Genomic DNA, 23140 nt, shown 5'->3' on the forward strand with positions numbered 1-23140 from the left:
CTATCGCCCGTGGGTGCGGTCAACTGTGGCCGCACCTTCGGCACTGCTCAGCACTCCGGCGTCGTCCGCTTCGTCCTCGTCGCCGGGCTCCCAGCGCAGCAGGTCTCCAGGCTGGCACTCCAGCACTTCGCACAGCGCAGCCAGGGTGGTAAACCGGACGGCTTTGGCACGCCCGTTCTTCAGGACCGCCAGGTTGGCGGGGGTAATGCCGATCCGTTCGGCCAGCACGCCCACCGGCATTTTGCGCTTCGCCACCATAACGTCAATGTCAACGATGATGGGCATCAAATAACCTCGTTCAGCTCGGTGCGCAGGTGGGACGCTTCGGCATCGATGGCCACCGCCTGGGCCAGCAGCGCCCTCAGCACCAGGACAATCAGCGCCACTCCGGCAACCGCCACCCCTGCCCCGCCAATCAGCAGCACGACGCCGGGAGCAACACCTTCTCCCGGGGCCAGGACTGCGCCGAGCCCAAACAACAGCAGTGCAGCGGCGGAAACGGCTGCGATGACAACATCGACGTAGCGGAACGCCGCCGGCGAAAAGACGGTTCCCCGGCGCGCCATGGTGAGCAGGCACCAGACACACACCAGAACGACCTGCACCGCAATGAGCCCCAGGACAACGATCACGATCACCGGAAGACGCACGGCCTCGGCAGCCGGACCCGCTTCGCCCAGGTCAATGGCGAGCAGCGGCACCATGACGGCCTGCACGAACAGTGTTCCGGCCAGTACCACCGCCATCACGATGCGCAGCGCGAGGATGGTCAGTTTTCCCATGGCAGTTCCTTCTTCCCGATACTCGCCGGCTACTTGCCGGCCATCCGCAGGACTTACCGTTCCACTGCGACCGAGCAACAGAAAGAATCTATCGATAATCGAGAGGAAAGACAAGGGCTCCCGCCTGCCCCCGGTGGGTCGCAACCCAACCGGCTTTGGTAACGGGCTAGGGTGCCGACATGGACAACAGGAGAAGGGCCGAATCCGGGCAAGGGTGGAGCGGCGGCGTGCGCATCCGCGAAGTCGGTGCTCCGGCCGGGAGCGAACATACTTATTCCTCAGAAGCGTTCCCTCCGGAGGACGGCGGCGCCCCGGTCAACTATCCCCAGCCGCGGCGGCGGAACAGCCCTTTCCTGGCCGCGTGGATATTCACCGGCATTCTGATCGGCATCGGTTTCCTGTGGCTCGGCGGAGCCTTGGAGGACGGTTCAATTCCTGACTACGGGTACACGGTAACGATGGATCCGGAAACCGGCCTGCCCGTCCAGCCTGACACACGCCCCCTGGAAGTGCAGCTGCGTAATCTGGGCTTTATTGCCCCCTTCATGCTCCTGATTGGGGTGTCGTCAGCGGCGGCGCTGCTGGCCCTCCAAGGCGTCCGGAAAGCACAACTATTTCGGGTTTCCGCACCCGAGCAGGAGTCCCAGCAGAGGTAGCGGGCGTACCGCTCCGGACCGTCGACACAAAACGGTTCGCAGCGCTCCAAAATGTACGCTCGGCTCATGACAAAAATCAGGTGGGGGGCCCTGTGCTGGATTTTATGCGCCATGGTTTATCCGGCGCAGATCGCCGCGGCGCTGCAGTGGCCGCAGAAGTACTCCTGGTCGCAGAACCTCATCAGTGACCTTGGGGTCACCGCCTGCGGGATGTACGACGCCGGGACGCGCGTGGAGCGCGGCATATGCTCACCGTGGCACCTCATGGCCAACGCATCAACGGTGGGCAACGGACTGCTCCTTGCCGCCGGCTGCGCACTGCTGTGGTCGGCATGGCCCAACCTCCGCCTGGGCCGGATCGCCTTGGGTTTCCTGGCCGTGGGAGGACTGCTGCTGGCAGCAGTTGGGATCCTCCCCTTGGATCTGCACCCCGACGGCCACAACGCCGCAGCCCTGCTGCAGGCTGTTTTCCAGTGGTGCGGAATGGGCCTTCTCATCCTCGCCGTGCGCAGCAAATCCGAATACCGGGCTGTCGCCGGACTCACCGCGGCAGTCCTGCTGGTCTCCGTTGTCGGGTTTGCCCTGTTCATCACCGCTGTGGGAGGACAGCCCGCCGTACCTGGCCTGGGTCTTGGGCTTACCGAACGCATTGCCTTTGACTCCCTGAACCTTTGGGGTGTTGGCACGGCGCTGCTCCTGCTGCGGATCCAGCCGATCCAGCCCATCCAGCCGGCCGCACTATCCCCAGAGTCCTCCGCAGCAGCATCGGATGCTGCCAGCGGAGTCAGAAGTCATCACTGGAGAACACCCTCCGGCGGGAACTAAGCAGCTCGGTCTCGGGGCGGGCGGCCACCAGCCGTTCGACGGCGTCCAGCACCTCAGTGATGTGGCCGCTGGAGGCGGACACCAGCCCCACACCAATTTCCGCCCGCCGGTGCAGTTCCGGCTGACCCGCCTCCGCCACGGATACCTCATATTTGCGCCGGATCTCGGCCATGATCGGACGAATGACGGATCGCTTTTCCTTGAGCGAGTGCACGTCTCCCAGGAGCAGGTCGAATTCAAGAGTGCCCATCCACATGGCCCCATGGTGGTACACCGCGTGCGCACCGCGCCAGCCGCCGGCACCCGGGATGACGATGGCAGACCCCGTGCACATGCCGCGGAGGCAGTGCTATCTTCTCTGGATGAGCACGTCCAGCAGATCCCCAGTCCGTCCGCGCCGCCGCAATGTTCTCTCCGGGGTACTGGTGGGAATTGGGATTGCGGCCTTCGTGGACGAAGTCGTTTTTCACCAGCTGCTGCAGTGGCACCATTTCTACGACAAGTCCACCACCGCCGTCGGACTCTTTTCCGACGGCCTGTTCCACGCCTTCGGCTGGTTTGCCGTTGTGGCGGGGCTTTTCCTCTTCGCTGACCTGCGCCGGCGGGCCATCCTGCTGCCCGCCCGCTGGGCCGGGGCCGTCCTGCTCGGCACCGGCGCGTTCCAGCTCTATGACGGAACCGTCCAGCACAAACTGATGGGCCTGCACCAGATCCGCTACAACGTGCCGCTGCTGCCCTATGACCTGCTGTGGAATGCGGCTGCTGTCCTGATGATCCTCGCCGGAGCTGCGCTGCTGTACCGGACCCGGCACGACGCGGCAGCTCCGGCCGGAGTCTAAAGTGCACGGCCACGAGCAGGGCGGCTCCGGCGCAGAGCTGGTGTTCCTGATTCCCGCCGCCGCGGCTGCGGCCGCCTATTGGGCCGGGGCCCTTTCTTCCCGGTCCCGAGGCTGGCCGGTGCACCGGGCGCTGCTTTTCACAGCAGGAGTGGTTGCTGTCCTCGCCACCGTCCTGAACCCGCTGGCTGCGCAAAGCCATGAGGATTTCGCTGTCCTGGCCGTGGCCCATGTGCTGGCCGGAATGCTGGGACCGCTTCTGCTGGTGCTGTCCCGCCCGGTGTCGCTGGCGCTGCGGACCCTTGACGTGGTGCCGGCCCGGCGCTTGGCCGGGGTGCTGCGCAGCCGGCCGCTGCGGGTCTTGACCTTTCCGCTCACGGCCGCCGTACTGAATGTCGGCGGCATGGTGGTGATGTTCCGTACCGGCGTTTTTGCCGCCATGCAGGCTTCGATGCCCGTCCACTGGCTGGTGACCTTCCACCTGGCCGCGGCCGGCTACCTGTACACCGCGGTGCTGGTGGGCCGGGATCCGATGCCGCACCGTGTCGGATTCGGGTTCCGCGCCGCCGTTCTGATCGGCGCGACGGCCAGCCACAACATCCTCACCAAAACCCTGTACGCGCAGCCGCCGCCCGGGGTGCCGCAGGCGGCAGGGGAAGCCGGTGCGATGATCCTCTATTACGGCGGCGGCGCCGTGGAACTGGCAGTGGTGGTTCTGCTGTGCCGCCAGTGGTACGTCTCAACCCGGCCGCGCGGATCTGCCGCCTCGCCGCAGTATCACTCCCGGCAGTATCATCAGTAGGCTTAGTATTATCTGCGGCCGATGGGACGGCCGCCGCACCACAAAGGGGTTCCATGACCATCAGCCGCCAAGATCTGTTAAGGACCGCCGCCGATATCTTCGGTTGGGACAATTTTCGGAACGGACAACTGGAAGCAATGGAAGCCGTCGCCGGCGGGCGGGACGCGCTTTGCGTGATGCCCACCGGTTACGGAAAGTCGGGCATCTATCAGGTGCCTGCACTGACGCTTCCCGGTGTCGCCGTCGTCGTTTCTCCGCTGATAGCCCTGCAGCGCGACCAGGCGGACGCCATCAACGAAGCCGCCGGCCGCGGCCGTGCCTGGGTGCTGAATTCCACGCAGGCACAGGGGGCCATCGATGAAGCCTGGGCTGCGGCGCAGAACCCGGACGAAGCGGTGCGGGCCAAGTTCCTGTTCCTCGCCCCTGAACAGCTGGCCCGGGAGGACGTCTCGGAGCGGCTCGCAGCTTTGGACGTTTCCCTCCTTGTCATTGACGAGGCACACTGCGTTTCTTCCTGGGGCCACGACTTCAGGCCCGATTATCTGCAGCTCGGCACCTTGGTCCAGGCCCTGGGGCGTCCGGTCCTGGCCCTGACCGCCACTGCCGCACCTCCCGTGCGCAGCGAAATTATCACCTCGCTGAACCTGCGGGACCCGCTGGTCCTGGCCCACGGGTTCGATCGGCCCAACCTGCACCTGGCCGTGCAGATGCATGTTTCGGCCGATGACAAGCACCGCGCGGTCCTGGAATCGGTGCCGGAGTTGCCCGGCCCGGGACTGCTGTACGTGGCCACCCGGCGTGAAACCGAGGAGTACGCCGCAGGGCTGGAAGAACGGGGCCTGCGCGCCGAGTCCTACCATTCATCCCGGCGGGCCCGGGACCGCGGGGAGGTGCACCGGAAATTCCTGGACGACGACGTGGACGTGGTGGCCGCCACCAGTGCCTTCGGCATGGGGATCGATAAGCCGAATGTCCGGTTTGTGGTGCACGCCGCGATTCCAGACTCCATCGACAGCTATTACCAGGAGATTGGCCGCGGCGGCCGGGACGGCAAGCCGGCCCACGCCGTCCTGCACTACCGGCCGGAGGATCTGGGGCTGCGCCGGTTTTTTGCCAGCAAAACTCCGGATGCCGACGGGCTTGCGCAGCTGCTGGCTGTCCTGCGGGCGCGCGACGGCGGCGCCACCGCCGCCGAGCTGCGCGCCGACCTGGGCGTCAGTTCACGGAAATTGGGCGGGCTGCTGAACCTGCTCCGGGAATCGGGCGCCGTGACGGAGGATTCCGGCGTCTACCGGGCGGGGACCATGGGCCCGGAGGACGCCGTTGATGCTGCCGTTGCCTTTGCCCAGCGGCGGGAGCACATCGACCAGTCGCGCGTGGATATGGCCCGCCAGTATGCCGAGACCACCGGCTGCCGCAGGGAATTCCTGCTGGGCTATTTCGGCGAGCAGCTCGGGGCGCCCTGCGGAAACTGCGACAACTGTGAGAAAGCCGCGGCGCAGGCGGACACCGCGCCGGAGCCCGTCGAGGAGCAGGGGCCGAGACCCTTCCCGCTGCAGTCGCCAGTGGCCCACCGCGAGTGGGGTCCGGGCATGGTGATGAGTTACGACGACGGCACCGTCACCGTGCTCTTCGAAAGCGAGGGCTACAAGACGCTTTCGGTGGATTTGGTCCTGGAAAAGGACCTGCTCAAGCCTGCCGGTGCCGGCACGGAGAACTCCGCCGAATAGCTCCCGGAATGATCCAAGGCTCAGGTGCGGGTCTCCGCCGCCAGGGTTCCATCCACCAGCTGGACAATCATGGAGCAGTCCTTGGCGGACAGGCCGGCATCCACCAGGCGCTGGAAAAGCTGTTGGACGTGTTCGCCGATTTCCAGTGGAGTTCCGGTGTCCCTGGCAGCTGCGATGGCCAGGTTGATGTCCTTGTTGGCCAGTTCGGCGGTAAACGTTGGAGCGAAGTCACGGTTGGATGCGGCGGAGGGCACGACGCCGGGAATGGGGTACCAGGTGCGCAGCGCCCAGCTGTCGCCGGAGGACACCGACGCAATATTCCAGAACACCTGCTTGTCCAGCCCCAGACGGTCGGCCAGGACGGCGCCCTCGGCAGCGCCGGCAAGATTGATAAACAGCATCAGGTTGTTGCAGATTTTCGCCGCCTGGCCGGTGGTGGCTCCGCCGGTGGGAATGATGTTGCCCGCCATTGGCTCGATGTACCCGGCGGCATCCCGGACAGCGTCCGCTTCGCCGCCAACCATGAACGTCAGGGTGCCTGCCTCGGCACCGCTGATTCCGCCGGAAACGGGGGCATCGACAAAACGGTAGCCGCCGGCAGCGGCTGCGTTGTGCAGTTCCTGGGCCGATTCAACGTCAATGGTGGACGAATCCACCAGCAGGGTTCGGGTGTCAGCGGATGCCAGTACCCCGCCATCCCCCAGATACACCGCCCGGGCATGCTCGCCCTTGGGAAGCATGGTGAAGACGACATCGGCACCGGTTACGGCGTCGGCAATGCTGTCCACGGGTTGCACTCCGCGCTCCTGCGCGGCGGCTACCGCCGCCGGATTCAGGTCGTAGCCGCGGACCGTGTGCCCGGCTTTCACCAAGTTGGCCGACATGTAGCCGCCCATGTTTCCCAGGCCAATCCATCCCACTGCAGCCATGATCCAACTCCCTTGTTTGTCCGGCACCTGCGGGGCGCAGGTTGCGAAAATTCTGACTGGCACTCCGCCGCAGTGCCTTCACAGCGGAGTGCCTGCTACTTTCGGTTCCTCCTGGTGGCCGCCCGGGAGGTCCCGGAGGCCTCATTCTCCGAGGCCTCAGCGCCGGAGGACTCGGCACGCTTGGCCTCGGCACTCTTGGAGGCCGCCAGCAGGTCCGCCGTTCCCTGGGCATCAGCGGCGTCCACATCCTGCAGGGAAATGCCGTTGGTTTCCCGCAGCACCAGCACGGAAACCGCAGTGACGGCACAGGCAATGAGCAGGTAGATCGCCACCGGTGTGGAGGAGTTGTACCGCTCCAGCAACGAACTCGCAATGATTGGAGCCAGCGAACCGGCGACGATCGACGTCACCTGGTACCCCAGGGAAACACCGGAATAGCGCATCCGGGTGGGAAACATTTCCGCCATAATGGCCGGCTGCCCGGCATACATCAGCGCGTGGAACAACAGCCCGATCGTCACGGCCGCCAGAATCATCAGGTCATTACCGGTATCCATCATGGGGAAGGCAAAAAAGCCCCACGTGGCGCCCAGGAGTGCTCCGGCAAGGTACACCGGACGCCGTCCCAGCCGGTCCGACATGCGGCCCACCATCGGCACCGCCAAGAAGTGGATGAAGTGGGCAACAAGCAGCAGCAGCAGAATCCGTGACGTATCCACCTCGACCACGAGACGGAGGTAGGTGATGGAGAAGGTCACGACGAGGTAGTACAGGATGTTCTCGGCAAACCGCAGTCCCATGGCGGTGAAGACGCCGCGGGGGTACCGCTTGAAGACTTCGAGAACCCCGTACCCCTTGGCCTCCTGCTCAACTTCTTTCTGGGCCTCCAAGAAGATGGGTGCGTCGCTGACCTTGGTCCTGATGTAGTACCCCACCAGCACGATCACCGCGGAGAGCCAGAACGCCACGCGCCAGCCCCAGCCCAAAAACGCGGCTTCGGACAGGGTGGAAGAGAGGATGAACAGCACACCGGTGGCGAGCAGGTTGCCCATGGGCACCGCTGACTGCGGCCAGCTGGACCAGAAGCCGCGCGACTTATTGGGACTGTGTTCCGCCACCAGCAGCACGGCGCCACCCCACTCGCCGCCCACGGCGAAGCCCTGGATGAAACGCAGCAGCACCAGCAAACCCGGAGCCCAGTACCCCAGCTCGTTGAATCCCGGCAGGCATCCCATGAGGAACGTGGAAACGCCCACCAGGATGATGCTGAGCTGGAGCAGCTTTTTCCGGCCGAGTTTGTCACCGAAGTGCCCAAACACGATTCCACCGATGGGCCGTGCGACAAAGCCGACGGCGTAGGTCACGAAGGCGGCGATGATGCCGTCCAGTTCGGTGTTCGCATTGGGGAAAAACAGTTTCGCGAAAACCAGCGTCGAAGCCGCTGCATAGAGGAAAAACTCGTACCACTCGACTACCGTCCCGGCCATGGAGGCCGCAACTACTTTCTTCAGCCCTTCGGGAGCCGCTTCCCTGCCGCTGCCTGTCCGCGCTCTGCCCTGCCGTGGAATTTCTGTACTCATTGGATGCTCCTGAAGATGTCTCCGTTGACACTGCATGTAAGCACCAAAAACTGCCGGGGCAGCTGATGATGGTTAGAGTATGGCCGCATAACCTGGCCTGTTCAACGCTTCCCGGTACACGGCGCGCCGTACATTATTTAGACAATGGCGTGCAGGGCTCTGACGGCCGCTCCCGGTGCCGCCGGGTACTTCACGGCGAACCCGGGCATTGTGTCCTACAGAACATTCCCCTAAGAATGGACTATGACGGTTACCCTCAGATCACTGGAAATTGCTGTTCCGCCCACCGTGCTGGTCCAAACCGAAGCACGGGATGTATTCGCCGCCCAGCCCGGCCTCACCAGGCTGGGACAAAGGCTCGTTAGCACATGCTTCAATTCAGCGGCCATCGACACCCGACGCACCGCTCTTGAAGAACTTTCCCTGACGCACCGGTCGGAAAACCCCGTATTTTTTGACTCAGCCTCCGGGAAGATGCTCAGCCCCAGCACCAAAACCCGAAACGATATTTTCGCCACTGAAGCCACCAAACTCTTCATTGAATCAGCCCAAAAAGCCGTCGACGCTTGTGAGGGCATCGGCCCCGGGGACATTACGCACGTCATCACCGTCTCCTGCACCGGATTCTTCAACCCCGGTCCGGATTACAAGGTGGTCCGGGCACTGGGCCTGAACGCCTCAGTGCAGCGGTTCCACCTGGGGTTCATGGGCTGTTACGCCGCATTCCCGGCGATGCGGGCAGCAAAGTCCTTCTGCGATGCCGATCCTGAAGCGGTGGTGCTCGTGGTCAGCGCCGAGCTGTGTTCCCTGCATGTGCGCACGTCCAATGATCCGGACACCATCATGGGCTCTTCGCTCTTTGCCGACGGCGCCGCCGCAGCCGTCATCACCGCCCGTGACCTGCCCGGCAACGCCCCCGGTATTCAGCTGGATCACTTCGAAACCGTGCTGACCCCGGTGGGCGAGGAATCCATGGCCTGGAACATCGGAGATGAGGGATTCGAGATGGTGCTGGGAACCTATGTTCCGCACATCATCGACGACCACATTGTCGGCGCCCTGGAACCGCTGCTCGCCCGCGACCCCTCCGTGGCCGGGCTGCCGTACCGGGACATTGAGCACTGGGCCATCCACCCCGGCGGGCGGAGCATCCTGGACAAGGTGGAGGCCAAGCTCGACCTGACCGAGGAACAGCTGGTTCCGGCCCGCGAAACCCTGCGCAACTGGGGCAACATGTCCAGCGCCACCGTGCTGTTTGTGCTCAAGCACATCCTGGACCAGCCCTTCAACGGCGGTAACGAGCGCATCTGTTCCATGGCCTTCGGTCCCGGGCTGACCGTTGAAACCGGGCTCTTCACCAGGGTTGGCGGTCCGGTGAATCCCGGACCGGCAGCCGCTGGCGAGCAGGCGGAAGTGCACGCTGCGGATGAGGCGCAGGATCCGGCGCAGAGGCAAACAGCTGCACGGGAAACGGCGGAGGCACCGGACCGGACAGCGGTTCCGGCCCCGGCGGGCGTGTGAGCGGCAAACCCTCCACGGTGCCCAGCTCCACGGCACGGGGCTCCCTGGCACAGGGACCCTTGTCGCGGCGCCTCACACCGCCGCACCTTCGGTCCCTGACCGCACGGGACCCCGCAGCCGTGGAGGAAATGGACCGGCCGGACTGTGATCCGGAGAAGCTGCGGCGAACCTACGCCCAGTTCTGGCTGATCAATTCCGTGGTGTCCGGATGGAGGCGCAACTACGTCCGTTACCTGCGTCCGCAGTTCAGCTCCGACCGCACCAACACCCTGCTGGACATAGGTTCCGGCGGCGGCGACGTGCCGCGCATGCTGGCCCGCTGGGCGCGCCGGGACGGCCTGCGGCTGGACATTACCGGGATAGATCCCGACGCGCGGGCGCATCAGTTTGCGTCGTCGCGCCCGGCCCTGCCCGGCCTCACCTTCCGCCGGGCCTTTAGTTCGGAGCTGGTCGAAGAGGGACGGAGCTACGACGTCGTTATCTCCAACCATGTGCTGCATCACCTCACCGGCGCGCAGTTCTCCGCCCTGCTCGCCGACTCTGAAGCGCTGGGCAGCCGGTTGAGCCTGCACTGCGACATAGAGCGTAGCCGCTGGGGTTACGCCCTGTTTTCCGCCGGAACCCTGCCGTTTTTCCCGGGGAGCTTTATCCGCCAGGACGGGCTCACCTCCATCCGGCGCAGCTACACGGCGGAGGAGCTTGCGGCCGCCGCCCCGCCCGGCTGGCAGTGCCTGCAGCAGCACCCCTGGCAGAACCTGCTGATGCGCACAGCGGCGGGAGACCGGGGATGACGGCGCTGCCGCTGCCACCCGCCGTCGTTCCCCGGCCCGCCACGGATGTGGCGGTGGTGGGCGGTGGACCGGTGGGCGTCTTCCTCGCCGTACTGCTGGCCCAGGCCGGAGTGAGCGTCCAGGTGCTGGAACAGCGGCTGGAAAGGTCCCCGCACTCGCGGGCCATCGGCATCCATCCCCCGGCCCTGGCCGCGCTGGCGGAGGCCGGAGTGGCTAAGACGATGAGCAGTGAAGGCGTGCAGATCCGCCGCGGTGAAGCCCGCAGCGGCGGCCGACCCGTGGCGGCGGTGGATTTTTCCGCTGCCTCCTCCAGGTTTCCGTATGTCCTGACCCTGCCGCAGCTGCGGACCGAGGCAATTCTGGAGGCCCGGCTGCGGGAACTGGATCCGCAGGCGCTGGTGCGCGGGGCGAGGGTGGACAGCCTGCACGACGACGGCGGCCGGGTGCTGCTGCGCGGCACCACCGGCCGCGCTGGTGAGGCAGAGGCGGCGGCTGGACGCGCGGATGAGGCTGATACGGGCCCGGCCTTTGGGGCGTCGGCCCGGATCATCGTGGCAGCCGACGGCGCCCGGTCGCCTGTGCGTACCCTGCTGGGGACACCCTGCCCGACCCGTGCACTTCCGGACACCTATCTGATGGGTGACTTTGCGGATTCCACCGGTGACGGCCCGGTGGGCGTGCTGTACCTGGAGTCCGGGGGCATCGTGGAGTCCTTTCCGCTGCCCGGCGGCATCCGTCGCTGGGTCGCCCACACCGACACGCTGATGGGAGCGGCCACGGCCGGGGACCTGGCAGCCCTCGTTGCCGAGCGCACCGGGGTTCGCCCGGACCCGGAGACCAACACCATGCTCAGCGCCTTCTCGGTGCGCACCGGCCTGGCGCGTGAACTGGTGCGCGGCCGGACCGTGCTCATCGGCGATGCCGCCCACGAGGTGAGCCCGATCGGCGGGCAGGGCATGAACCTCGGTTGGCTGGATGCCGCCGAGCTGGCCCCGATCATCACCGCATCGCTTCGCGGGGACACTGTGGGTGCGGAGCTGGCGGCCTACGGGCGGACCCGGCGCCGGGCCGCCGTCGTGGCTTCCCTTCAGGCCCAGCTGAACATGATGCTCGGCCGGCCGCTGGCGCCCCGCCTGCTCGCGGTCCGCAACGCGGGGCTGTCCCGGCTCTTCCAGGTCCCGGCCGCAGGCAATCTGGTGGCCCGCCGGTTCACCATGCAGTAGCTGGCTGCCGGCGGGCGCCTATCGGGAGCCGGTTCCGGTTTCGGAGCTGCCCCGGGTGTCCGCCGCTGCCGTGGGGACAGTGGACATGGCACCGGAGTTCAGCATCTCGGATCCGCCGGCCAGGCCCGGCTCGGCGGGCATCTTGGCGGTCGGCTGGATATCCAGGGTGCGGCGCAGCACCTTCTCCTTGATAAAGAGCACCGCGATCAGCGCCACCACGGAAATGACGGCGGCAATCTGGAAAATCGTGGCGGTGGCGTCACCGTACGCGGCACGGAAGATGCCCTGGACCGCTTCGGGCAAACTGCCAATGTCCAGCGAATCACCGGCTCCGCCGTCGCTCACCGGAATGTTGGCCGCCCGTAGGCCCTCGGCCGCCCGGCTGCTGACCGAGCTGGACATCACGGCGCCCAGGACGGAGACGCCCACGGCGCCGCCAACGGTACGGAAGAACGCGATGGATGCACTGGCCGATCCCACTTCGGAAACCTTGACCGTGTTCTGGACGGCCAGGACGAGGTTCTGCATGAGCAGGCCCATTCCCAGGCCAAGCACGAAGATGTAGAGGCTGACCAGGAGCATGTCGGTTTCATGGTCAATGGTGCCAGCCAGCCCGGTTCCGGCCATCACCATCAGGGTGCCGGCGATCAGGTACCGCTTCCACTTGCCGAACCGGCTGATCAGCTGGCCGGAGCCCACGGATCCCAACAGGTTGCCGGCGATCATGGGCAGCATCAGCAGGCCGGCCTCCGTGGGGCTGTAGCCGCGGGCAATCTGGAAATACTGTCCCAGGAAGGTGGTGGAACCGAACATGGCAATGCCGACGGCAACCGAGGCCACGATGGACAGCGCAGTGGTGCGTTCGCGGATGATCTTCAGCGGAATGATGGGTTCACGGACCTTGGATTCCACCAGGACCAGCAGCGCCAGGAGCACAACGCTGGTTCCAACCATCGCAGCGGTCTGCCAGGACATCCACTCGTAGTAACCGGCCTTGCCGGCGAACGAGACCCAGATCAGCAGCAGAGAGACGCCTGCGGTGAGCAGGATCGAGCCCAGCCAGTCAATGCTGACCTTGCGGCGGGTGTGCGGCAGGCGAAGGGTGACCTGCAGCAGGAACAGCGCCACCACGGCCAGCGGCACGCAGAGGAAGAAGGTCCAGCGCCAGCCCAGGGGGCTGTCCACGATGAAGCCGCCCAGCAGCGGTCCCCCGGCGGTGGCCACCGCCATGACGGCGCCCATGTAGCCGGAGTACCGGCCGCGTTCGCGCGGCGGAATGATCGATCCGATGACGGCCTGCACGAGGGCGGTCAGTCCACCCATGCCGATGCCCTGGATGACACGTGCCGTCAGCAGGACCGGCATGTTGTCGGCCAGCCCGGCCACCACGGATCCGATGACGAAGACGATGATGCTCAGCTGGACGAGGAGCTTTTTGCTGAACAGGTCAGCAAGCTTTCCCCAAATGGGAGTGGAAACGGCATTGGCCAGCAGCGCCGCGGTCACCACCCAGGCAAAGTCGGTCTGGGTGCCGTGCAGGTCGGCCATGATGGTCGGCAGTGCGTTGGCCACGATGGTGGTGCTCAGCATGGCCGTGAACAGCGCGGCCAGCAGGCCGGTCAGCGCCTGCAGGATTTGCCGATGGCTCATTTCGCCGGGGACCTGGGCCTGGCGTGCTGGTTTGCCGTTCTTCCCGGATTTGGGATGACGGCCGGGCTTGCCGGTGGGCGTCGAGGTGTTCTGGTTTTCTGTGGTGGTGGCTCTTTGCGGCTCTGTCACTTCGTTTTTTCTCCTGCCGGGATGGGCGTTTGATGGGTGCCCGGCTTCATTGCGCGGATCGATGCATGCAGTGTGTCGGCCAGCTTGGCCAGGGAATCGCTGGCGGAGGAGGCTTCATCGTTGGTCCAGTCATCCAGCATCTGCTGCAGCAGTTCGGACCGGCGGCGCATCTCTTCCGCAACCGCCAAGGTTCCGGCCGGGGTCAGGCTGATGAGGTACGCCCGGCCGTCCTCCGGGTGCGGGCGCCGGCTTACGTAGCCCATTTCCACGAGCTCCGAGATGTGGCGGCTCAAGCCCGCTGCCCCGATGCCGAGCTTTCCCGCCAGTTCCGTTGCCCGGATTTCGGGCTGTTCGCCGATAAGCCGCAGGACTGCCTGGAGCGCTGTTCCGGGGCCGCGGGGGTCCGTACTGCGCTGGGCGACGCAGCGCAGCTCGCGCTGCAGCCGAAACACTTGGGTGATCAGTTCTTCTGCTGTCTGCTGGTTTACGGACACGAAACACCTGCCTGGGAAGCCCTTTATTGTTTGCCTCAGGCAACGATAAGACAGGTTACTTGCCTGCGTCAACCAACTAAGGAAAAGAATTCGATCTGTAAAGTCCGGCTGCGACAGGCAAGGTAGCCTTGCCGACGCGAGGAAGGCAAGCTAGCCTTGCATCCATGAATCCGGAAGCGAAGATCAGATCGACCAGGCGGCTGATGTTCGCCGTTATTATTGCCGGCCTCACGCTCGGCGTGGTCGGAGTGTTCATCGGCATGGGCATTCCCGGCCTCATTGTCAGCTTCACCGGGTGGATCGCCGTCGTCGCCGGCATTGCCTGGATTCTGACGGCGCATCATCAGAGATCGGCGGCCGCATCCCGAGCCGGATCGTGGCGTCCCGGCGACGACGCCCCATGAGTTCGTCCTCCGACATGAGTTCATCCTCCGCCGCGCGGCTGGCCGTCGAGCTGTCCCGGCTAGCCGCGGCTCATGGAACTGTCCTTTCCAGTGAAGCTGTTCCCTCCAGTGAGCCCTCAGACACGTCCCCCAGCACCGAGCAGCTGCTAACGGCCGTGGAGTCCTTCCATGATCTGGTGCGGATCTCCACTGATTTACAGGGACAGGCTGTCCGGGCAGCGCATGACGCCGGCATCAGCTGGGCGAAAATCGGCAACGTCCTGGGCACGTCGCGGCAGGCGGTCCAGCAGCGATTCGATCCGAACTACCTATCGGGCGGGGTACCCGGAGCACCTCACATCAACGCTTCGAACGGGGGTGCCGCCGAACCCGGGGCAGCGACCACTCGAATTCTCGGGCCGGTCACCCGCGGTGAGGAAATGCATCACCTGGCTGAGGCAGGCTCCCAGGGCTGGCGGCTCATCCAGTCGCTGCATGGTGAACATGTGCTCGAGCTCGATGACCGGGCGTGGGAGGCCAAACGGGTCTCGGTGCTCTCCGCCCGGCCGATGCCCTCGGCCGGGGACGGCTGGCATGCGGCCGCCACCCGGTTCCCGGACTGCTTCTATATCCGCCCGCTGCCGGCATAGCGCCCGCTGGTCACAGCCCAGATGGTCACAGCCCCAGATGAGTGGGTGCGAACAGGCCAAGTGTTGCCTCCACCACCACCACGTTGGGACCGTCGGCAGCCAGTGATTCCGCCAGGGCCTGCCGGACGCCGTCGGGCGTTGTCCGCCGCGCGGGTACTCCAAAGGACTCGGCCAGCTTCACGAAGTCAGGCCCGGCCAGTTCGGTTGCCGTGGCCTTGCCGAAGGCTTCGACCATGTACTCGCGCAGGATCCCGTAACCGCCGTCGTCGACAATCAGCCAGGTAACCGGCAGATTGTGCTGCCGGGCGGTGGCCAGTTCGGCAATCGAATACATGGCCGAGCCGTCACCCGAAACGGCCAGCACCCGCTCCCCCAGCCCCACGGCGCCGCCAATGGCACCCGGATAGCCGTAGCCCAGGCCTCCCGCGCCCTGGGCCGAATGGAACTGGCCGGACTTTGCATCCCAGCAGCTCCAGGCCCAATACGCGGAGATGGTCATGTCCCAGTACGTCTGCATGCCGGCGGGAACTGCGGCGCGGATATCAGCCATAAAGGCCCGCTCCATCCCCAGGTCCTGGCTGTCCAGCCGGGCGGAGACCTTCGCCAGGGTGGCAGCCACAACGTCCTCCGGGCTGAACCCGTGCCAGTCCGGTGCCCGGCGGGGCGAAGCGTCAAGAGCTTCGCCCATGGCGCGGTCCAGGGCAGCGAGCGCCTGCCCGGCGTCGGCCCGGATACCCAGCGCCGGCTGATTGGATTCCAGCACCCGCGGTTCGGCATCGATCTGGATGATCCGGCCGCGCGGCTTCAGGGTGAAGTAGTTGGAGGTGACCTCGCCCAGCGAGGATCCGATGACGAGCAGCACGTCGGCGTCCTCGAGGACCTCGGTGGTGTGGCGGTCCTCAATCCAGGACTGCAGGGACAGCTCATGCTCCCAGGGGAAAGCGCCGTTGCCGCCGGGGGTGCAGATGACCGGTGCGCGCAGCTTTTCGGCGAGCGCCAGCAGATCCGCTTCGGCCCGGCCGCGGCGGGTGCCGCCGCCGGCGATGACGGCCGGCCGTTCCGCGGCGGCGAGCCAGCGCACGGCTTCCTTGACCAGCTCGGTGCGGGGCGGGTTATCAAAGGGTTCGGCCAGTGCATCTTCCACGGCCGGCACCAGGACCGGATTCAGCAGGACGTTTTGCGGCACTTCCAGCCACACCGGTCCCATCGGTGAAGAGATGGCTTCAGTCCAGGCGTCCTGGATGGCCGACGGAATGCCGGACGCGTGCTGGATCAAACGCTGGCTTTTGGTGACGTTAGCCGCCGAGGCCTTCTGGTCATCCAACTGGTGCAGCATTCCACGCCGGCGCGCCCCCAGGCCCTCAATCGGGATCTGACTGGCAACCACCACCATCGGAACGCCGGTGGCATAGGCTTCCTGCAGCCCGGACAACGCGGTCAGGGCGCCGGGGCCGGTGGACAGGAACAACACCCCTACTTGGCCGGTGGCGCGGGAGAATCCATCGGCGGCAAAGGCCGAGTTATTCTCCACCCGTGAGGAGACGAAGCGCAGGTCGGAGCGGGACAGCGCATCGAAGAGCCCCAGCGCATGCTGCCCGGGAATGCCGAAGACAGTGGTGGCACCCAGCGCGGTGAGGGTTTCGATCACCAGGTCTCCGCCGTTGCGCACCACAGCCCCGGCGTCCGGCATGACCGCGATTGCGGTTGCCTCATCCCGGATGTTGTGCGACGGCGTTCCGCCGGCGGGTGTTGCTTCCGGCCCCTCTGCGGCGCTCATTCCGGCAGCCTCGCTCATTCCGGCAGTCCCATCAGGGTGATCAGGTCGTAGGCGACATGGGAGGCAGCCACCGCGGTGATGTCGGCATGGTCGTAGGCCGGAGCGACCTCAACGACGTCGGCACCCACCAGGTTCAGTCCGCGCATTCCGCGCAGGATCTCCAGCAGTTCGCGGCTGGTCATGCCGCCGGCTTCGGGGGTCCCGGTTCCCGGCGCGTGGGCCGGATCCAGGACATCGATGTCCACCGAGATATAGAGCGGCCGGCTGCCGATCCGGTCCCGGAGCTTGGCCACTACTTCATCCACGCCCTGCCGGAACACGTCCGAGGAGGTCACGATCCCGAAGCCGAAACGCCGGTCGTCCTCCAAGTCGCGCTTACCGTAGAGCGGTCCGCGGGTTCCGACGTGGGAAATGGCCTCCGTGTCCAGGATGCCCTCCTCCACGGCCCGGCGGAACGGTGTGCCGTGCGTGTATTCGGCACCGAAGTAGCTGTCCCAGGTATCCAAATGGGCATCAAAGTGCAGCAGTGCCACGGGCTGCCCGGCCCGTTCGGCGGCGGCGCGCAGCAACGGAAGCGCGATCGTGTGGTCTCCGCCCAGGGTGAGCAGTTTGGCGCCCGTCTTGGTAAGGTCCAGCGCATTTTCCTGGATGGTCTCGATGGCCTCGTTGATGTTGAAGGGGTTGACCGCCATGTCACCAGCGTCCGCGACCTGCAGGTTTTCGAACGGCGAGGTGTCCTGTGCCGGGTTGTACGGGCGCAGCAGCCGGGAGGCTTCACGCACGTGGTTGGCGCCGAAACGGGCGCCGGGGCGGAAGGACACACCGGTGTCGAAGGGAACCCCCACTACTGCCACATCCGCGTGCTGCACCTCGTCCAGGCGCGGAAGCCGGGCATAGGTGGCCGGGCCGGCGTAGCGGGGCACCAGAGCCGCATTGATGGGTCCGACGTTGCCGTTGGAGCGGATGCGCGGCGGATTCTGCATGGTGGCTTCTCCAGTTCCGATCCCGCCGACGACCAGCGGAACCTGTGGCGCATCCGCGGCACCGGCTCGGCCGGCCCCCGGACGCGTTTTCTTATAGGCATCAAGTGTTTCCCCTGAGGCTAAAGTGGAACCGGGGCTCAGGTCAAGACTAGGCTGTGACTATGGCGGCTCATCAGCACAGTGCGGACAATAACTACGACGTCGACGTCCTGATCGTGGGCGCGGGACCCACAGGGCTGGCCCTGGCGGCCCAATTGAGCAGTTTCGGCACAAGTTTCCGCATCATTGACCGGCAGTTGGACCGCTCCGACCACTCCCGGGCGCTTGCGCTGCAGCCCCGGACGCTCGAAGCACTACGGCCGTTTGGCGTGAGCGCCGGTCTGGCCGCAGCCGGTCACCCGGCACGCGGGCTCCACCTGCATCTGCCCGAGCAGACCATCCCGGTTGACCTCTCCGACGCGGGCATTGAAGACTCCGAATACCAGCACCTGCTCTTCCTCTCACAGGCCGAGACCGAGCGCGCCCTGGTTTCCCACTTAAGCACCCAGGGCGTCCGGGTGGAACGCGGGGCCGAGCTGCAGGATCTGGAGCGGCTGGACCCCGAGGATCCGTTTGCCGGCATGGAAGCCAAAGTCCAGCGCCTGGACCGCGGCATCGAGCGTGTCCGCGCTCGCTATGTTGTTGGCGCCGACGGCGCGCACAGCACGGTGCGCTCCAGGGCCGGCATGGACTGGCGCGGCAGCGACTACCCCGGCACCTTCGTGCTCGCCGATCTGGAAGCCGACGGCGCTGAGCCCGGCGTCGTCCACTCCTACCTCAACGACGACGGCTTCATGATGCTGTTCCCACTGGGCAGCCCCGCCACCTGGCGGTTGATCGGCATGAAGGAACAGGACGACACCTCGGAGGCAACCCTCGTTTCACTTCAGGCAATGGCGGATAAGTTCACCGGCGGCGCCCTCCAGCTGAAGGACCCCCAGTGGATCAGCACCTTCAAGCTGTCCCACCAGATTGCCGAGTACTACCAGTCGGGCTCCGTCTTCCTCGCCGGCGACGCGGCGCACGTGCACTCGCCCGTGGCAGCGCAGGGCATGAACACCGGCATCCAGGACGCCCTGAACCTGGGCTGGAAACTCGCGCTGGGTGCGCGCGGCCTGGCCTCGGACGAGCTCGTGGACAGCTATGACGCCGAACGGCGTCCGGTGGGACAGGGCATCCTGCAGTTCACCGACCGCGTTTTCAAGCTGGCCTCCAGCCGCAGCGGACTGCTGAAACTCCCCCGCACCAAACTCCTGCCGGCCCTCGCGCCCAAAGCTTCCGGTTCAAAGATGCTGCGGAACCGGTTGTTCCGGACGGTCTCCCAGCTCGACACCGGCTACCGCGGCAGCGACATGGTGGATACCGGCGATACCCGGTTGCCGGCATTCCTGACCGCCGGGCCGAAGGCCGGAGACCGGCTGCCTGATGCCGTGGTCCTTGATCACGGCAGGGAAACCCGGCTGCACGACATCCTGGCCACCCCGGGATTCCATGTGCTGCTCTGCGGGCGCGGCTGGCCGGCTGACACCCAGCTTCGGCTGCACGATGCCCTGGGCCGTCTGTCGCCGTGGCTGAGTGTCCAGCGTCTGAACGTGGGAAGCCGGCTGGCAGCAGCAAACCCCAACGAAATCCAGGACATCAGCGGACTGGCCTTTGAACGCCTTGGCCTCAGTGTCCGGCGCCCCGAACTGCTGGTGGTCCGTCCGGACGGGCATATTGGGTTCCGTTCCTCCGGCACGGACATTGCCGGTGCCGTGGACTACCTGAACCGCATCACCACTTCAGCCGCGGTTCATCAACCGGCATAGTTTCCCAGCATGGTTGACCTAGCTGACTGAAGGGCTGACCAGGGTCCAGAGGACCACGGCCTCCTCACTGGTGGGGTTGTGCCATGAGTGCGGTTCCTGGCCGGGAAAGGTGACGGTATCGCCTTCCGCCAGCTCCATCGATTCTCCGGCGAAGATCAGGACAAAGCGGCCGCGTGCCACGTGAAGGACCTCAACATCGCAGTCCACCGAGTACAGCTCCGTCTCCCCCGAGCCGCCGGGAGCAATAACCGCCCGGATCACCTGCACGCGGCGCTCCGTCCGGGGAGTGACCAGCCGCTCGGTGATTCCCGTCCCGCCCAGGTTCACTGAGGGGGCATCAACCCACCGGGTAAGCTCCGTGGCCGGCGCCGTGAAGAGATCCCCGATCGAGATGGACAGGACCTGGCAAAGCGTCAGCAGTGAGGCAACCGACGGCGAGGTCAGGTCCCGCTCCACACGGCTCAGGAAACCCTTGGTCAGTCCGGTGGCCGCAGCCACCTGCTCAATGGTCATCCGGCGTGCCTGCCGTGCCAGCCGGATCCTGGGGCCAATGGCCACCGGAGCGTTGGACGGCTCTACGGGCAAGGCCTTCATGACGGAATTGTCCTCTCAGTGCGGCTTTATCGCCGCGAAGTCGCATATAACCTTTTCAGAGCATATCCAGCGCCGCCAAAAATCGGCCGCGGAGCCAGTAATCATTGACGGTGGCACCCTGCTGAATTAGCCTACGGGAAAACAAATGTTTACTTGTGGGCACATAACCCGCATCCGGCAACGGCAGGATCTTCATGGAATACGTCAATACCGTCATTGTGGTGGCCTATCTGGCGGCCATGCTCGCCTTTGGCTGGTGGGGCAAGTCCCGCACCAAGAATGTCAGTGACTATCTGGTGGCCGGCAGACGGCTCGGCCCCCTCTTCTACACGGGCACCATGGCCGCGGTGGTGCTCGGTGGGGCTTCCACCGTGGGCGGCGTCGGGCTCGGCTACACCTATGGCATCTCGGGCATGTGGCTGGTGGTGGCGATCGGAGCCGGCGTGCTGCTCCTGAGCCTGCTGTTTGCGTCCACCCTTCAGAAGCTGAAAATCTACACCGTTTCGCAAATGCTGACGCTGCGCTACGGCACCCGTTCCACGCAGGCTTCCTCCATCGTGATGCTGGCCTACACACTGATGCTGTGCGCGACGTCGACCGGCGCCTACGCCACCATCTTCGTGGTCCTCTTTGGTTGGGAACGCTGGGCGGCGATCGCCGTGGGCGGCGCCGTTGTCCTGGTGTACTCAACCATCGGCGGCATGTGGTCAATCACCCTGGCGGACATGGTTCAGTTCATCATCAAGACCATCGGCGTTTTTGCCCTGATGCTGCCCTTCACCTTCAACGCAGCCGGCGGCTTGGACGGCATCCGTGACCGGGTGGGCACTGAGTTCTTCAGCCTCACCGGCATCGGGGCGCAGAGCATCATTACCTACTTCGTGGTGTACACACTCGGGCTGCTGATCGGCCAGGACATCTGGCAGCGCGTCTTCACGGCTCGAACTCCACTGATCGCCCGCTGGGGCGGCACCGCAGCCGGCATTTACTGCATCCTGTACGGCGTCGCCGGCGCGCTGATCGGCATGGCTGCGGCCGTGGTGCTGCCTAACGTGGCGTCCAAGGACGACGTCTACGCGGACGTTGCCATCAGCATTCTTCCCGTAGGACTTGGCGGCCTCGTCCTGGCTGCGGCCGTGGCGGCCATGATGTCCACCGCTTCCGGTGCACTGATCGCCGCAGCAACCGTTGCCCGCGCCGACGTCGTACCCTTTGTGGCTGGCTGGTTCCGGGGACGCAACTCTGCCGGCGGGGAAAACACCTCCGGGCAGGACACCGGGGAGAACCCGGAGCACGCCGTGGCCCAGAACCGGGCCTGGGTCCTGGGGCTGGGGCTGGTCGCCATTGGACTGGCCATCGCGGTGCAGGACGTAGTGGCTGCCCTCACGATCTCCTACGACATCCTGGTGGGCGGGCTGCTGGTGAGTATTCTCGGCGGGCTCGTCTGGAAGCGCGGCACCGGATTTGGGGCAGCGCTCTCGATGGCCGCCGGCACCGCGGTGACGCTGGGAACCATGGCCTTCCTGGAACTTACCGCCGAGCAGGAGTACGACGGGATCTACGCCAACGAGCCCATCTACTTCGGGCTGCTGGCCTCGGCCGCGGCGTACATTATCGGCTCGCTGCTCACTCCCCGCACCGACGCCACCGTGATGCTGGCCTGGGAAGACCGTGTCGCCGGCCGCGGCAGCGAGACCGATACCGATACCGTGGCGGCTTCCGCGAGCTGAGGCCTCAGGCCCGGTCTGCGTCAGCGGCGTCGCTGGCTTCCGACTCTTCCGGGTCCGGGAGTTCGGCGACGTCGTCCGGGTCGCCGTCGTCCTCCCCGATCCAAACCTTGATGACCGCCCAGGACACGGCGGCGATGGGAACGGAGAGGATCGCGCCGATGATGCCGGCCAGGATGGTTCCGGCGGTCAGTGCCAGCAGAATCACCAGGGCATGGATGCTCAGGGTCCGGCCCATGACCACCGGCTGCAGGAAGTTCCCTTCCAGCTGGTTGACCGCGATGATCACGATGACGACGATCAGGGCAACAATTGGACCATTGGCGACCAGCGCTATCAGGGCTGCGAGAACCCCGGCTGCGGTGGCACCCACCAGCGGAATGAACGATCCAACAAAGACGATCACGGACAGCGGCAGTGCCAGCGGCACCTGCAGGATGAACAGCGCCGCTCCGATGCAGATCGAGTCCACAGCTGCCACAATCGCGGTTCCGCGCACGTAGCCGCCGAGGACCTCCATGGCGCGGGCTCCGGACAACCGGGCCTTCTCCTGCCGCTCCCCATGGAACCAGCGCAGGAAGAACGCCCAGATTTTGTCGCCATCCTTGAGGAAGTAGAAGAGCACAACGGCCATCAGCAGGAAGCCGGTGACGAAGTTGGTGGCCGCTCCGATTCCGGCCAGCGCGCCGCTGCCGGCAGTGGAGCTGGTGGCGAAGTCAATGGCCGCATCCCGGGCGTTCTCGATGGTGCTGCTGTCGAACGGGATGGGACTGTCCTGGAGCAGCCGGTACAGCTCGTTGAAACCCTCCACCGCCTGGTCCACCAGCGAGCTCCACTCGCTGCGGATGGCAAAGACAATGCCGGTGATGAGGCCACCGAAGGCGGCCAACAGAAGCAGGAAGGAGACACCGGTGGCCAAGGCACTGGGCCAGCCCTTGCGGCGCAGCCAATTCACGAACGGCGCGATGGCGGCTGCCAGGATCAGCGCCAGCAGGACAGGAATGACCACCAGGGTGATCTGGCGGAGGCCATAAATGGTGACCCCGGCCAAGAGCAGGACCAGAAGGATCTGCGCTGACCGCTGGCCCGCGTGCCCCAAGGCACCGCTCCAATACCGCTGAGGTGAGTCTGCGGCCTGCCTGCGCTGTTCGGGGGACGGGATTCTGGGCATGGCCTGGTCTTCCTGTTGGCGGAACCGGTGGGGAATTGCTGGCGGAACGTTTTGGGCTGG

Annotated in this window: 22 protein-coding genes and 1 pseudogene; 12 read left to right on the plus strand and 11 right to left on the minus strand. The window is 65.7% G+C overall.

Going from position 1 to position 23140, the window contains the following annotated elements:
- Both AAE021_RS12920 and AAE021_RS12925 read right to left on the minus strand, forming a co-directional pair.
- A complete protein-coding gene (locus AAE021_RS12920; protein ID WP_342022745.1) occupies positions 1-285 on the minus strand; it encodes a helix-turn-helix transcriptional regulator in 285 nt (94 codons plus the stop codon).
- A complete protein-coding gene (locus AAE021_RS12925) occupies positions 285-782 on the minus strand; it encodes a DUF2975 domain-containing protein (RefSeq protein ID WP_342022746.1) in 498 nt (165 codons plus the stop codon). Before AAE021_RS12925 ends, AAE021_RS12920 begins: the two co-directional genes overlap by 1 nt.
- A 179-nt stretch (positions 783-961) precedes the next feature.
- Here AAE021_RS12925 and AAE021_RS12930 point away from each other — a divergent pair, with 179 nt between their 5' ends.
- A complete protein-coding gene (locus tag AAE021_RS12930; protein WP_342022747.1) occupies positions 962-1438 on the plus strand; it encodes a hypothetical protein in 477 nt (158 codons plus the stop codon).
- A 66-nt stretch (positions 1439-1504) separates the two neighbouring features.
- Positions 1505-2263, plus strand: coding sequence for a DUF998 domain-containing protein (locus tag AAE021_RS12935; RefSeq protein ID WP_342022748.1), 759 nt, complete (start codon positions 1505-1507; stop codon positions 2261-2263).
- On the opposite strand, the gene AAE021_RS12940 is transcribed toward AAE021_RS12935, so the two are convergent.
- Positions 2223-2519, minus strand: a complete 297-nt coding sequence (locus tag AAE021_RS12940) for a DUF503 domain-containing protein (RefSeq protein ID WP_342025409.1) — start codon at positions 2517-2519, stop codon at positions 2223-2225. The two genes, AAE021_RS12935 and AAE021_RS12940, sit on opposite strands and share 41 nt — an antisense overlap.
- A 106-nt stretch (positions 2520-2625) precedes the next feature.
- Between AAE021_RS12940 and AAE021_RS12945 the strand changes: the two genes are divergently transcribed.
- From AAE021_RS12945 to AAE021_RS12955, 3 genes are all read left to right on the plus strand, one after another.
- Positions 2626-3102: a DUF2243 domain-containing protein gene (locus tag AAE021_RS12945; RefSeq protein WP_342022749.1), complete on the plus strand. Its 477-nt coding sequence runs from the start codon at positions 2626-2628 to the stop codon at positions 3100-3102.
- A gap of 1 nt (position 3103) precedes the next feature.
- A complete protein-coding gene (locus AAE021_RS12950; RefSeq protein WP_342022750.1) occupies positions 3104-3901 on the plus strand; it encodes a cytochrome c oxidase assembly protein in 798 nt (265 codons plus the stop codon).
- Between the two features lie 137 nt (positions 3902-4038).
- Positions 4039-5631 carry a RecQ family ATP-dependent DNA helicase gene (locus AAE021_RS12955; protein ID WP_342022751.1) on the plus strand — a complete coding sequence of 531 codons (1593 nt, stop codon included), beginning with the start codon at positions 4039-4041 and terminating at the stop codon, positions 5629-5631.
- A 20-nt stretch (positions 5632-5651) separates the two neighbouring features.
- On the opposite strand, the gene mmsB is transcribed toward AAE021_RS12955, so the two are convergent.
- Positions 5652-6560, minus strand: coding sequence for a 3-hydroxyisobutyrate dehydrogenase (gene mmsB, locus AAE021_RS12960; RefSeq protein WP_342022752.1), 909 nt, complete (start codon positions 6558-6560; stop codon positions 5652-5654).
- 95 nt (positions 6561-6655) lie between these two features.
- Positions 6656-8140 (minus strand): MFS transporter, encoded by a 1485-nt coding sequence (locus AAE021_RS12965; RefSeq protein ID WP_342022753.1) that lies wholly within the window; start codon positions 8138-8140, stop codon positions 6656-6658.
- A gap of 243 nt (positions 8141-8383) precedes the next feature.
- On the opposite strand from AAE021_RS12965, the gene AAE021_RS12970 reads away from it, so the two are divergent.
- From AAE021_RS12970 to AAE021_RS12980, 3 genes are read left to right on the plus strand one after another with little or no spacing between them, the layout of a single operon-like run.
- Positions 8384-9661 carry a type III polyketide synthase gene (locus AAE021_RS12970; RefSeq protein WP_342022754.1) on the plus strand — a complete coding sequence of 426 codons (1278 nt, stop codon included), beginning with the start codon at positions 8384-8386 and terminating at the stop codon, positions 9659-9661.
- A complete protein-coding gene (locus AAE021_RS12975) occupies positions 9658-10452 on the plus strand; it encodes a class I SAM-dependent methyltransferase (protein ID WP_342022756.1) in 795 nt (264 codons plus the stop codon). Before AAE021_RS12970 ends, AAE021_RS12975 begins: the two co-directional genes overlap by 4 nt.
- Positions 10449-11675 carry an NAD(P)/FAD-dependent oxidoreductase gene (locus AAE021_RS12980; RefSeq protein WP_342022757.1) on the plus strand — a complete coding sequence of 409 codons (1227 nt, stop codon included), beginning with the start codon at positions 10449-10451 and terminating at the stop codon, positions 11673-11675. Before AAE021_RS12975 ends, AAE021_RS12980 begins: the two co-directional genes overlap by 4 nt.
- Positions 11676-11750: 75 nt before the next feature.
- Here the strand turns inward: AAE021_RS12980 and AAE021_RS12985 are convergent.
- Positions 11751-13325 (minus strand): annotated as a pseudogene (locus tag AAE021_RS12985) (MDR family MFS transporter); the annotation flags it as partial.
- A 125-nt stretch (positions 13326-13450) separates the two neighbouring features.
- On the minus strand, positions 13451-13948 hold the full coding sequence (locus AAE021_RS12990) for a MarR family winged helix-turn-helix transcriptional regulator (protein WP_342022758.1): 498 nt from the start codon (positions 13946-13948) through the stop codon (positions 13451-13453).
- A gap of 164 nt (positions 13949-14112) precedes the next feature.
- Here AAE021_RS12990 and AAE021_RS12995 point away from each other — a divergent pair, with 164 nt between their 5' ends.
- A complete protein-coding gene (locus AAE021_RS12995; RefSeq protein WP_342022759.1) occupies positions 14113-14352 on the plus strand; it encodes a hypothetical protein in 240 nt (79 codons plus the stop codon).
- Between the two features lie 14 nt (positions 14353-14366).
- Complete coding sequence (locus tag AAE021_RS13000) at positions 14367-14981, plus strand: hypothetical protein (RefSeq protein ID WP_342022760.1); 615 nt, start codon at positions 14367-14369, stop codon at positions 14979-14981.
- A 25-nt stretch (positions 14982-15006) separates the two neighbouring features.
- On the opposite strand, the gene AAE021_RS13005 is transcribed toward AAE021_RS13000, so the two are convergent.
- Together AAE021_RS13005 and speB are read right to left on the minus strand one after the other, a co-directional pair.
- The gene (locus tag AAE021_RS13005) at positions 15007-16671 is read right to left on the minus strand and encodes a thiamine pyrophosphate-binding protein (RefSeq protein WP_342025410.1); all 1665 of its coding nucleotides are present in this window, start codon (positions 16669-16671) and stop codon (positions 15007-15009) included.
- Positions 16672-16772: 101 nt separating this feature from the next.
- Positions 16773-17741, minus strand: a complete 969-nt coding sequence (gene speB / locus AAE021_RS13010) for an agmatinase (protein WP_342022761.1) — start codon at positions 17739-17741, stop codon at positions 16773-16775.
- A 161-nt stretch (positions 17742-17902) separates the two neighbouring features.
- Here speB and AAE021_RS13015 point away from each other — a divergent pair, with 161 nt between their 5' ends.
- Positions 17903-19588, plus strand: a complete 1686-nt coding sequence (locus AAE021_RS13015; RefSeq protein WP_342022762.1) for an FAD-dependent monooxygenase — start codon at positions 17903-17905, stop codon at positions 19586-19588.
- An 18-nt stretch (positions 19589-19606) separates the two neighbouring features.
- Here the strand turns inward: AAE021_RS13015 and AAE021_RS13020 are convergent, their stop codons facing one another.
- Positions 19607-20182: a helix-turn-helix domain-containing protein gene (locus AAE021_RS13020; protein WP_342022763.1), complete on the minus strand. Its 576-nt coding sequence runs from the start codon at positions 20180-20182 to the stop codon at positions 19607-19609.
- Positions 20183-20376: 194 nt separating this feature from the next.
- Here AAE021_RS13020 and AAE021_RS13025 point away from each other — a divergent pair, with 194 nt between their 5' ends.
- Positions 20377-21912 carry a sodium:solute symporter gene (locus AAE021_RS13025; protein ID WP_342022764.1) on the plus strand — a complete coding sequence of 512 codons (1536 nt, stop codon included), beginning with the start codon at positions 20377-20379 and terminating at the stop codon, positions 21910-21912.
- Between the two features lie 4 nt (positions 21913-21916).
- Here AAE021_RS13025 and AAE021_RS13030 read toward each other — a convergent pair whose 3' ends face one another.
- On the minus strand, positions 21917-23080 hold the full coding sequence (locus AAE021_RS13030) for an AI-2E family transporter (protein WP_342022765.1): 1164 nt from the start codon (positions 23078-23080) through the stop codon (positions 21917-21919).
- Positions 23081-23140: the final 60 nt, after the last annotated feature.

The organism is Arthrobacter citreus (genome assembly GCF_038405225.1).
Lineage (GTDB): Bacteria > Actinomycetota > Actinomycetes > Actinomycetales > Micrococcaceae > Arthrobacter_B > Arthrobacter_B citreus_A.